The following is a 12,412-nucleotide window of genomic DNA, read 5'->3' as shown; positions in this document are numbered from 1 at the left end:
AGCAATGAGGGCTTTTTCTTTTCCTGCCGATTGACCTTTCGCCCGTGGTATGGTATAATTATCCTGAGAGCCACTGCAAGAGGAGTGATGTGAAATGGCAGTCTATATCGTGTTTGACGTTGAAACACCTAATCATGCGAACGACCGTATGAGTGCGATAGGAATAACAGCGATAAAGGATAACAAGATCGTTGCGAACTACTTTTCGCTTGTTGATCCCGAAACGCATTTCGATAGCTTCAATACACAGCTCACGGGTATAGATGCTGATAAGGTCAAAGGTGCTCCGAACTTTGCGGAGCTTTGGAAGAAGATAGAGCCAATTATGAGCAAGGGTATCCTCGTTGCCCATAACGCTGTCTTTGATATGAGTGTCCTGCGCTCCTGCCTGCGGAACTACGGTATTACATGGAAACCGAGTGCGGAATACCTTTGTACAGTCCAGATCGGCAGGCGCATCCTTCCCGATATGAAGCATAACCTCAATGTGATGTGCGATCACTACGGCATCGCCCTCGACCATCACAAGGCGGACAGCGATGCTCACGCTTGTGCGGAGATTCTGCTCAGGTACATGGAAAGCGGTGTCGATGTGAGTGGGTATGTAAAGAAGTTCGTTCTGTCACCATAAACAAGTATACAGAGCTGTTGCTGACATAGCAATGGCTCTTTTTCTTTTTGAAACGATGCAGAAATGAATTTTTGAATATCTGTTATGATATAATAAAATTTTGGTTTTCTGAGCAGAAGTGAAAGTTTGGCGTTCTGATTTGATATAATAATAGTTTAGGTGGGGGCAAACGCCCCACCATTATCTATAATCAGTTCTCACGCTATTGCAAATATGAACGACACCCTTTTGAAATGAAACGGAGTCGGCATTGCCGACTCCTCATGCTGTAATGGTCTCAGGTGGAAACCGAGGATAATCAACTGCTCTCTCGAATACCATATTGGACAGTGCCTTCTCAACTATAGTACTGGGATCTCCGTTAGGGCGTATCCATTCCTTTACGTTTTCCTTATCCAGTATAAGTGGCATACGATCATGAATATCTTTGACAGTACCTGCTGCTTCTCGCGTTAGTATAGAAAACATAGGTGTCTGCATACCACTATGCTCTTCATATCTATAAAGTCCTGCTATATATGTTCTGTCTGAACCCTCGGTCTGTATGGCGAATTTGACCTTCTTAGTATTGCGATGCTCGATCATGCTACGGCAATCGTCCTCATATACTGGATATCCCCATTCATAATACCATGATGCAGGAATAACACACCTTCTCCTGTACCATGAATCCCGCCACAAAGGTTTACTGTCAGCGGTCTCGACGCGGCAGTTGGCAAGAGGCTTAGGCGTAGCTTTATACGTAAATCCCCATGCCATTGGAAATATAGCCATATTCCCATACTTATTCGGTGCAAGAACCGGAGCTATATCTGACGGGAATAAATCACCTGACATAATCAGGCTTTTACCAAGTTTTATCGACATTTCCTGAGCAAAGGACATTTTTCTTATCTTTATGAGAACCTCCGCCATTTCTCTTGGTTCTATTCTCAGAGACATACACATGAAGCTCACCTCCCGACATTGCAAGCAGAATATATGTTCTGATTTTATTATATCACATATGTCATGTCTCGTCAAGATATGAATTGCATAAAAAGCAAATAACTGTCGGGGCTTAATGCCCCGGCTTTCATATATTCAATTCGTAAAGATTGTTTAAACTTTTTAGTCTGCTGATTGACTAATTGAGCAATTATTGATATAATGTATATAGGTATATTATCTTCCGAAAGGTGGTATGACTATGCTCCCAGAAGAGAAAGCTCGTGTAAAAATCGATGAAAAGCTCAATAGAGCCGGCTGGTATGTCGTTGACAGGGACGAGTATGTTCCGCAGACAACTTCTGCTATCAGAGAAGCCCTGACTCAGGGCAATAAGGAGAGCGACTATCTGCTTTTCATAGATAACAAGGCAATAGCTGTTCTGGAAGCTAAAAGAGCTGATAATCCCCTCGGAGAAGATGTTGAATCTCAGGCTGAGAATTATGCTCGCACGCCACTTTCATGGTATGGATTGTGGGAAGATAACTTCATTCCGCTTGTATATATGTCAAACGGAGAGAAGATATTATTCAAGAATCTGTTATCAGGTGAGGAAGAATACACTGAGATCGATACTATTCACACCCCCAAAGAAATGCTTCGCATTATAAAGCGCTCCTCTGAATACGGTGCTCTGCCTAAACTGGAGAAACAATCTCTCAGAGATTGCCAGTATAACGCAGAACTCAACTTTGAGAAGTCCATAAAGACTGGAAAGAAAAAGAATTTGGCAGTGCTCGCAACCGGCAGTGGCAAGACCTACCTTGCCTGTCTCGCAAGCTATCGTCTGCTCAACTATACATCAACAAAGCGCATACTGTTCCTTGTAGACAGAAATAATCTTGCAAGGCAGACTGAGAGCGAGTTCAGTCAGTTCAATATGACTGAGAATAAAAAAGAGATGAACGCTCTTTACGACATCAAAAGGCTCAGACATGAGGGCGATATAAAGGGAGATATCGTCATTTCTACTATTCAGAAGCTGTTCGCTATCATGACCGGACAGGCAGTAAGTGATGATGATGAAGATGCAGAGGATGAACGTCTCGCTGAGGCTGCTGAAAAGAAAGACGATACTGTTATTCAGCTTGGCGATGACCTTACCATCCCTCCGGACTATTTCCAGCTTATAATTGTAGACGAGTGTCATCGCTCAATATATGGTAAATGGAGAGCTGTCCTTGACTATTTCAAGGGTGCTAATATCCTTGGACTTACTGCAACTCCAACAGAAGAGGCATATGCATATTTTGATAAAAATATTGTAGAGAACTATACATACGAGCACTCGGTTGTTGACGGCGTTAATGTACCTGCCCGTGTATACCGCATAGTGACAGAGGTAACTGAACATGGCGGTTCTCTTGGAGAAGGTACAACTGTTACTGAAAAAGCTCGAAAAACAGGCGCTGACACAACATATAAAGTTGATAATAATAAAGAATATGAAAACAATCTGCTGGACAGGTCTATCACCAACCGTCAGCAGATCAGGCAAGTCCTTGAAACATTCAAAAATGCTATCTACACCGACCTCTATCCTGAGCGTGAAAAGTCCTGGGAATACGTACCCAAGACGCTTATCTTCGCCAAGAACGATAACCATGCTACAGAGATAGTTGAAGCGGTAAAGGACGTATTCAAGGGCGAATTTCCCAATAATGAAGTACCTGAGCATTTCGTTCAGAAGATAACTTACTCCTCTGAAGATTCCAACGGTCTGATCCGTGACCTGCGGAATGAGAAGGATTTCCGTATAGCTGTTACCGTAACTCTTGTAGCTACCGGTACAGACGTAAAGCCTCTTGAAGTAGTCCTGTTCATGAAGGACGTTATGTCTGAGGTACTGTATACGCAGATGAAGGGACGCGGATGCCGTGTCATTACAGATGATAAGCTGCGTGAAGTCACTCCCAACGCAGATACGAAGGAATGCTACTACATCGTCGATGCTATCGGCGTAACAGAACATGATAAGAATATTCCGGGGCCAGGCCCCGGACCCGGTCCTTTTATCAGAAAAATCACACTGGAACAGCTTCTCGAAAGGCTGTCTCATAACGAGCTGAGTGATGAGAACCTGCTCACGCTTCGCAACATCTGCGCTATGATAAATCGGCGCTATGAGAATAACATCTACTTCGGGCATCACCTGCAATACTTCATCGACAACTTCGGCTATTCACCTAAAGATCTTGCTGTATCAATACAGGAGGCATTTGACAGCGGACAGCTTCCGCCGTTCAATAGTCCTTCCGATGACAACCATATCCGTATGGCGCTTATAGACAGGCTTATCAGCAATATCCCTGCAAGGAAGAAGCTGCTTGAACTGCGTCAGGGCTACATACTGACTACCGACGAAGATCCCGATACGCTCATAAGTGCAGGTTTCTCCAAGGAGACTGCCAAGACTTATACTGAGAACTTCGAGAAATACATCAATGACAACAAGGACAGCATTGAAGCTCTCCGTATCATATATAACTCGGAAGATACACTGATAACACATTCCATGCTTGCAGATTTGCGTGACAGGCTCCTGTCTGAGAGCAGTCATTTCAGTGCTCCGCAGCTGTGGAAGTATTACAGGACGCTTGATCCGTCAAGTGTTGATGAGCTTGATGTCAGGGCTAATGCTAAGGCTCTCACGAACCTGATACAGCTTGTGCGTTACGCATACAAGAAGAATCCCAAGCTGACCAGCCTTATGAACGGCTTTGTGCAGCGATTCAACCTGTACTGCGGTCAGACTCAGCGTGATCTTACTACCGATCAGATTGACGTTATGCGGCAGATAGCTGAATTCATCGTCAATGACGGTGCTATCACTGCGGCAGAGCTCAATGACATAGACGCCGACCTCTGGCGACAGGGCATCCGTGTATTCGGAAAGCCTCAGCTGTTCGGCGAGGAAATTACGGCATTATCAAGAATATTACTAAAGGCGGCTTAATATATGGCAAACCAGAAAACAGAATCGGCACTGCTCAAAAAGGTATGGGACATTGCAAACGTTATGTCCTCGGCAGGTGTCGGATTTACCGACTACATAACCCAGCTCACATATATCCTGTTTCTGAAAATGGACGATGAAAAGGAAGAATTCGGTCTCGGAAGTTCTATTCCCGAGGACTGCAAGTGGAAGGCTCTTATCAAGGAGAACGGTGATGACCTCGTTAAGAAGTATGAGGAAATACTGAAAACTCTTTCAGACGAAAAAGGTCTTATTGGTACTATCTTCACAAGAGCTACAAACAAGATAGACCGTCCCGTTATGCTCAAAAAGGTGCTTGATATGGTATCTGAGGAGAACTGGTACCTTATGGACGGCGACTTCAAGGGCGCTATCTATGAGGGTATACTTGAAAAGAACGGACAGGACAAGAAGAGCGGAGCAGGTCAGTATTTCACGCCGAGAGCTCTTATCTCCGCTATCGTGGACGTTGTTGATCCTAAGATAACCGAGACAGTTGCCGATCCCTGCTGCGGTACTGGCGGATTCCTACTGGCTGCTTATGACCATATGAAGAAGCAGAGCAAGGACTCCGAAAAGCAGAAGTTCCTCAAGAATGACGCTCTTTTCGGTGCGGATAATACCTCTCTTGTTGTGACACTTGCTTCGATGAACCTGTATCTGCACGATATAGGCACAAAGAAAAGTCCGATAGTATATCAGGACTCCCTGCTTGATACATCGGACAAGCTTTATGACGTTATCATCACAAATCCGCCTTTCGGAACCCGTCCTCAGGGCAGTGTTGCCATTGACTTCGACGGACGCGGATTCATAGAGACTTCAGATAATCAGGTAAACTTCTTACAGCACATCATGTCTATCGTAAAGACAGGCGGACGTGTTGGCGTTGTTCTGCCTGACAGCGTTCTCACGGACGGAGGCGCTACAAAGAAGGTCCGTGACAAGCTGATGAAGAATTACAACCTGCATACTATCCTGAGACTTCCCACAGGCATATTCTACGCAAACGGCGTAAAGACAAACGTGCTGTTCTTTGAAAAGGGCAAGCCTACGCAGGATATATGGGTATACGACTACCGCACCGATGTCAAGCACACTATGGCTACAAAGCCTATGACAAGGGCTCACCTTGATGAATTTGTGGAGTGCTACTGTGCAGGTCATATGCAGGACAGAAAAACTACCTGCACTGAGGAGAATCCCAACGGCAGGTGGAGATGTTTCAGCGCTGAGGAAGTAAGTCAGCGTGAGGACCTGAACTTCAAGTGGATAGACTTTACCGAGGAGGACGAGCGCTCTGTTGACGAGATAATCGGCGATATGCAGGCGCAGGCTGACGTTATCAATAACGCTCTGGCTTCTCTGAAGGAGATACTTGGAGGGATAAGCCTGTGATAGATACAAAAGCACTGAGAAGCCGTATCCTTGACCTTGCCATACAGGGAAAGCTGACAGAGCAGCTTCCGAGCGACGGTACTGCGGAGGAATTATATCAGCAGATACAGGCTGAAAAGCAGAAGCGGATAAAAGAAGGTAAGTTAAAAAAAGAAAAGCCCCTGCCGCCTGTCTCACCTGAGGAAGTGCCTTTCGAGATTCCGGATAATTGGATGTGTGTGAGAATGAGTGAAATATCCCTTAAAATTACAGATGGCACACATCATTCTCCGATTAATACTGAGAGCGGAGACTATATGTATGTCACCGCAAAGAATATAAAGGACAAGGGTGTAGATTTATCAAATATTACTTATGTGACAAAAGAGGTACATGATGAAATCTATGCGAGATGTAATCCTGAATTAAATGACGTTCTTCTTATAAAAGATGGAGCAACGACAGGTGTTGTTACGGTTAACAATATTGATGAGCCGTTTTCACTATTATCAAGCGTTGCACTCATTAAGCCTGTTCATAGATTAATTGAACCGTGGTATATTGCATACGTACTACGTTCATCATTGTTTTATAAAACAATACGTGCTCAGATGACAGGAACAGGAATAACTCGTATTGTATTACGGCAAATAGAACCATTTATCGTCCCCCTCCCACCCCTCGCTGAGCAAAAGCGTATAGTTGAGCGAGTTGAGGAGATATTCCGTTTACTCGATACCATTGACGAGGCACAGGAGAAATACTCCGCAGATTCGCAGATACTCAAAGCCAAACTCATTACCGCAGGCATTCAGGGCAAGCTCACGCAGCAGCTCGACACAGACGGTACCGCCGAGGAACTCTATCAGCAGATACAGGCGGAGAAACAAAAGCTCATAAAAGAAGGCAAGCTCAAAAAGGAAAAGCCCCTGCCGCCTGTCTCACCTGAGGAAGTGCCTTTCGAGATACCGGAGAATTGGATGTGGGTTCATCTTGGTGAGATATTTCAGCATAATACTGGTAAAGCACTTAATTCCGCTAATACTGACGAACAGTTGCTTGAATACATAACAACATCAAACGTCTATTGGGACAGGTTTGAACTTGACAGCTTAAAGCAGATGCATTTCACTGAAAGTGAAATTGAAAAATGCACAGTTACTAAGGGTGATTTGCTTATATGCGAAGGCGGAGATATAGGGCGTTCCGCTATTTGGAACTTTGATTTTGAAATGAGAATACAGAATCATCTGCATAGACTGCGTGGCTATATTCCTGATATTTGTCAGAAATATTATTACTATCTCATGTGGCTATATAAGGATAAAGGAATGATTGACGGCAGAGGAATAGGCTTACAAGGTTTTTCTTCTAAGCGTGTCCATGAACTTGTAGTCCCACTCCCACCCCTCGCCGAGCAGAAACGCATTGCTGATGTGCTGGAGGAGGCACTGGGGGCGTTGGATAAGGTTTAAGGAGGTTTATTATGAAAGATTACGATAGAAGCGTTAAACTTATTTGCCCTTTATGTGGTAATGACGGGTTCTGTTCTGTAGGAGAAGAAGTTGAAGATCTTTTGAATGCACCCGGTACAACAAAAATGCAGTGTGCTGACTGTAAGTCTATATATACCAAGGACGAGATAATTGAAGCTAATTCTTTAATAATTGAAAATGCTAAGGATGAAATGGTTGAAGAAGTAATGAAAGATTTTGACGAACAACTAAAGAAGGCTCTCGGAATATGAATGTAATAAATACTATTGTTGACTTTTTGAAAAACTGGAAAGACGTAATAGAAATAGTAATTACACTACTTACAATACCAATATCAATTATCGCCTATTTTAAGGCTTCTAAAGCAAATAAGTTGCAGAATAAGATAAACGAGATTGAGCTTAAGCTCAAGCAGTATGAACAAGAAAAAATGGAAAAAGAAAAGGAAGAAGCTAATTCTTCCTGTGTTGAAGCAAGGGTTGTTACGATAGGTAAAGGGAAACATCGTATGAAAGTATGGAATTCTGGAAACATTACTGTTCACAATGTCTCTGCAAGATTTGAAGGTGACGTTGGAATCATCATAATGGACAGAGAAAAGCAACCATTTGAAGAATTAGAGCCAGGAAAAAATTATGAGCTTGTTGTAGTGACATATGACGGCTCAACAACCAAGTTCAAAATCATTACTGAATGGGAAGATATCAACGGTGTTAAGCATCAAAAATCACAAATGGGTGATTTAAAATATTGAGAATAGATTATGAGGCCTTAATATGGTAACAAAAAAAGAGAGAGAATTAAAATGCCTGAATACCGCTATTGAAAACTGTCTCTCTCAAAAGGGTGACAGCAAACGTATCGGCGAGCTTATGTCTGGCGCTGATGTTGAACGGAAATCCGACGAACGTCCTGACTTCATACGCTATGTAGCTCCTGCCAATAAGAACGATAGAGGTATAGTAGTAGGTATCGAGCATTTCATGGTTGACCACCTCTCCAAGGAAAAGCTGAGTAAAAAGAAAACAAAGTATCAGTCTATGGGACGAATTCATCAGAGCAACACACTCTCATACTTTAATAAATGGCAAGAGAAGGTGCTTAACTCAGAGCATATTCCTGATGAAGCGATAACCGGCCTTTGCGATACATTAAGCGCCCACTTCAATAATTCTGCTTATGCTACCATCAAGACTTTCTATTATAGCTTCAAATCTGCTTTAGATACCCATATGGCAAGCATAGGCGAATATAAGAGAGCTATCAAGGTTGAAGCTGACAAGAGAAATGCTGATAATAGGCTTATTATTCTCATAGAAGTGCATTCAGCATTTCAGAACCTTTTCTTTCATCACAATGGGAAGGTGCATTACGAAAATACACCTGTATTACTTGTTCTTGACGAGTTCATTCAACTCCTTGAAAAAGCAGACAAAAGAGTGGACTATTATGTTCTGACATTTGGAGATACGCTTGATACCAGTACACAAACAGTTACTATCAATGCCAAAGATATTCGTGGTTCTCTTAAAAAGCAGCATATCCCTATATACCATTACTGTGGTGCCGATTTGTATCTTCCCAAAGATTTGGCCTTTGTTAATGACTATAGCATGGAAATGAAGCATGAAGAACATGGTGAAGAAATAACTTTTCAAGCATTTCCTACAATGAGCACAATGCGTCCGGAATACAAGTTGAAGTTCATATACAGCGCACTAAGAATGGTCTATTACTATTATGCGAAAAAAGAGCCTGTGGTATTGGATTTGGATGTTGAGAGAACACTTGAGATTTTATTTTCATATATCGTGAGTTGGCGCAAATGCAAAGATGATAATTGGAGTTATGAGCCAGTATGTTTGGTAGCTCCTACGGTAGATTATATTGAAAAAGCTTTTGATGCATTTGATAAAAGATGGAAAATTAGCGAAATCCTTAATCAAGACCTTGTATCTTTATTAGATTCGTACGATAAATAGGACACGTTTTCACACTGGGAAGCGCGTCCTTTTGCTTTTCTCAACCAATTAGTCACAGTAGCAGTTTCTTTCAGAATATTGGCATTTCCATTGTCTGCAAACAGCATCAAACAGTTGCCGCCCCATTATGGGGAGGCTTATTAATTGAATATAGAAGCATTTTAAACAGTAATTCCAAAGTGTTCTTCAACTATTTGATTCAGCTGTGTTGCTATCTGAGCAAAATCGCAGTTTAGGTCTAAAGTTCTCACGCTTATCTTGTTACCGCTCATTTGATAAATGTTGTTGGGTTGCACACTCTCATCTGTTCTTGCATAAAGCAACATTCCTGATACCTCATGAGGTTCGCTTGCTGTATTGACAATAATATCAGCCTCAACCTTGGTGATATCGTTTCTGATGATTTGAAACGGCATGTAATCGCTCCTTCCTGTTTTGTAATCGTTAATTGCATTATACCACATAGCAGTGGCTAATTTCTATGCAAAAATGTAAATATTTTGTTTTGACAAACATACAAAAGGAGCACCGCCCTTTAACGGGCGGATTTCTTTATAGCTTATAACAGGAACAATTTCAAAACAGCTGTATATTCGGCAATAAACGACTTGATTTCTGCCTCTCGGCCTTGTATAATAATGGCATAAAATAACATCTCAGGGGGGGAAAACATATGAAAAAAACACTGACAAAAATGTTATCTGTACTCACAGCAGTCGTATGTTTTTGTGTTGTGTCAGCCTTTAACTTGTTCACTGCAAATGCTGCTGATCAGCTGATAAAGGGTATAATTGATGACTACGTTTACGAGATTTGGAATGCTTTTTACGAGGGCGATGTTGAATATGAAAACACAGACAACAACGGCTTTTCTTTCAGTTGGAACGACATACACAATTCAACGGCACTGAAGGGCAAGGGCTTTGAAAAAAACACGGTACAAGCTGATCAGGTGAAGGATTACTCTATCGACTACTCTCTTGATATAAATACCGACGGGATCGCATATGTTGGGGTTCAGGGCTGGATGTCAAATGCATTGGCAAAATTTCATATTGTTGAAGCCTGGGCATCATGGCAGCCGCCCGGAGAAAATGCTGAAAAACTGGGCAGCGTGATCATTGGCGACACTACTTACGATCTTTCCTGGAGTATCCACGTTGGACAGACTTTTGACGGTAGTGGCTACAATTATCCTATGTATTGGAGCGTTGCACGCAGAGACCAACTCGAACTCAATACTACCAACCATCTTGAGGGAACTATAGATGTGGACGAGCATTTAAGAGCATGGGCTTCAGCAGGACTTGATTTGGGATATCTTTATGATATAAAATTCGGAATTGATGCGTATAAGTCCAACGGCTCCGCTAAACTTATTTCAATGGACACACATATGGACATGGCTACAGAGGAGTTATTTGAAAAATACAAGGTCCATGAAACCTATGAACGGCATGATCCTCTTCCTGTAGGCAATGACGGACAGATAATAATGTTGGATTTTGAGACAGAAAATGATAAAGTTGGCTGCAACAGTGAAAGTACAGCCAAACTCACCAAAGATGCCTTCTTCAGCGGTGAGCAGTCATTGAACATATGCTGTGGCAAAAAAGGATCATCAGCTTTCTATTATGAACTGGATCCTTATGACCTTCCAACATCCACAGACGGTAATGCTGCCCGCTTCCAGACAGGAGCGAGGATATACGCAGATAAGGATACTTCCTTTAAAGTGTATTTGTACGAATACAATGATGAAGAGATTTTACCGCAGAACAAAACGTATCATATTGGAAAAAGGATATGTAAAGCCGGTCAATGGACAAACATACGAGGTCTGTTCTTTGATTTCCAGCATGATAATTTCCGAAAATACAGTATTGTATTCGAAGCTGATTCAAACGTTGATTTCTATATAGACGATTTCTTCATAAGCTCTGCCGGTTCTGCAGATGATACGTCAATACAGACGTTTGAAGCTGAGAAACGCGGTGACCTCAACGACGACGGTACTATAAACAGCTTCGATCTCGTGATATGCCGCAAGGCTTTACTGACATCTACAGGTAATAGCCTTATAGAGGACGGCGGCGATGTAAACGGCGATTTCAGGACAAACGTAAGTGATCTTGTTCTTTTGACAAAGTATGTCCTTGGAGTCTCGGATGAGATACCTCTTACCGAGAATGAAGCAGTTTTACTGACAGGCGACAATATATTCCGCAACACAGACATTGATCGTACGCTGGAGATTTCAGCCCTCAGACAAAACGATGATACTGTCAGCACTATAGTTCGTAGGGACGGCACATTTACAGCTGAATGGAACAGAATAGCCGATTATACCTGCGGAAGTTACACTGAATATGATGAATACGCTTCCAATTACTGCAAGGACTTCGATATTAATTATTATGCTGATATAAGCTCAACGAATGATATAGATGTTTTTCTCGGCGGATCTGTCCGGGAAGATAACCAATGGATAGGCTTTGAGATACACGAATGCTTTAAGTGGAACAGCTATGCTAAGAGTTACATCAGCGAAGCAATAGACAGCGGAAAGTACGAAACAGTCACTGTAAACGGCGTTGAGTACTATATGAACAAGGAGTATAGAGCAGGAAAGATAAGCAACTTATACTTCTATCGCAAGGACGATCCCATAAAAAACAGCGATTCATATTGTATTGAAAACAAATACAATCTAAGTGATTTCCTTGAGAAATGTTCAATATATAACGAAGAAATCGCCTGTGTAACGAAAATAGGAATGTATGTTGAGTCATATAATTCAAACGGCTATGCTGATTTCAAGGAGCTGAGCTTCGCAAAATAACGTACAAAAATTGTGAAATTCCGCCCATGACGGGCGGATTTCTTTATATCTATACTGAGGATACATATATCATCTTCATCAGTTACAGTGTATTCTTTCATAGTATCAAACAGCCAGTCT

General features: G+C 42.2%; 10 protein-coding genes. 8 read left to right on the top strand and 2 right to left on the bottom strand.

Translation table 11 applies throughout. The annotated features are described in order from the left end of the window. Positions 1 to 94: 94 nt before the first annotated feature. A complete protein-coding gene (locus tag BUB28_RS10280; RefSeq protein ID WP_072951204.1) occupies positions 95 to 631 on the top strand; it encodes a 3'-5' exonuclease in 537 nt (178 codons plus the stop codon). A gap of 261 nt (positions 632 to 892) precedes the next feature. Here BUB28_RS10280 and BUB28_RS10275 read toward each other — a convergent pair whose 3' ends face one another. Continuing rightward, the gene (locus tag BUB28_RS10275; protein ID WP_242939983.1) at positions 893 to 1,573 is read right to left on the bottom strand and encodes an SOS response-associated peptidase; all 681 of its coding nucleotides are present in this window, start codon (positions 1,571 to 1,573) and stop codon (positions 893 to 895) included. 247 nt (positions 1,574 to 1,820) lie between these two features. Here BUB28_RS10275 and BUB28_RS10270 point away from each other — a divergent pair, with 247 nt between their 5' ends. Genes BUB28_RS10270 through BUB28_RS10245 form a run of 6 tightly spaced genes read left to right on the top strand, consistent with a single transcriptional unit; the run spans position 1,821 to position 9,450 of the window. Further along, positions 1,821 to 4,574 carry a DEAD/DEAH box helicase family protein gene (locus BUB28_RS10270; protein WP_072951201.1) on the top strand — a complete coding sequence of 918 codons (2,754 nt, stop codon included), beginning with the start codon at positions 1,821 to 1,823 and terminating at the stop codon, positions 4,572 to 4,574. 3 nt (positions 4,575 to 4,577) lie between these two features. Further along, complete coding sequence (locus tag BUB28_RS10265; RefSeq protein ID WP_072951199.1) at positions 4,578 to 5,993, top strand: type I restriction-modification system subunit M; 1,416 nt, start codon at positions 4,578 to 4,580, stop codon at positions 5,991 to 5,993. Beyond that, on the top strand, positions 5,990 to 7,447 hold the full coding sequence (locus BUB28_RS10260) for a restriction endonuclease subunit S (protein ID WP_072951198.1): 1,458 nt from the start codon (positions 5,990 to 5,992) through the stop codon (positions 7,445 to 7,447). The genes BUB28_RS10265 and BUB28_RS10260 overlap by 4 nt, the downstream gene beginning before the upstream one ends. Positions 7,448 to 7,458: 11 nt before the next feature. After that, complete coding sequence (locus BUB28_RS10255) at positions 7,459 to 7,719, top strand: ECs_2282 family putative zinc-binding protein (protein WP_072951196.1); 261 nt, start codon at positions 7,459 to 7,461, stop codon at positions 7,717 to 7,719. After that, on the top strand, positions 7,716 to 8,222 hold the full coding sequence (locus BUB28_RS10250; protein ID WP_072951195.1) for a hypothetical protein: 507 nt from the start codon (positions 7,716 to 7,718) through the stop codon (positions 8,220 to 8,222). Before BUB28_RS10255 ends, BUB28_RS10250 begins: the two co-directional genes overlap by 4 nt. A gap of 22 nt (positions 8,223 to 8,244) precedes the next feature. Continuing rightward, positions 8,245 to 9,450: a hypothetical protein gene (locus BUB28_RS10245; protein WP_072951193.1), complete on the top strand. Its 1,206-nt coding sequence runs from the start codon at positions 8,245 to 8,247 to the stop codon at positions 9,448 to 9,450. Positions 9,451 to 9,611: 161 nt separating this feature from the next. Here the strand turns inward: BUB28_RS10245 and BUB28_RS10240 are convergent, their stop codons facing one another. Further along, positions 9,612 to 9,866, bottom strand: a complete 255-nt coding sequence (locus tag BUB28_RS10240; protein ID WP_207647104.1) for a hypothetical protein — start codon at positions 9,864 to 9,866, stop codon at positions 9,612 to 9,614. A 257-nt stretch (positions 9,867 to 10,123) separates the two neighbouring features. On the opposite strand from BUB28_RS10240, the gene BUB28_RS10235 reads away from it, so the two are divergent. Continuing rightward, positions 10,124 to 12,292, top strand: a complete 2,169-nt coding sequence (locus BUB28_RS10235; protein WP_072951191.1) for a glycoside hydrolase family 11 protein — start codon at positions 10,124 to 10,126, stop codon at positions 12,290 to 12,292. Positions 12,293 to 12,412 lie beyond the last annotated feature (120 nt).

This window comes from Ruminococcus flavefaciens (assembly GCF_900143025.1).
GTDB lineage: Bacteria > Bacillota > Clostridia > Oscillospirales > Ruminococcaceae > Ruminococcus > Ruminococcus flavefaciens_I.
Note: the sequence above shows the minus strand (reverse complement) of the source record. Positions and strands in the feature narration are given on the sequence as shown.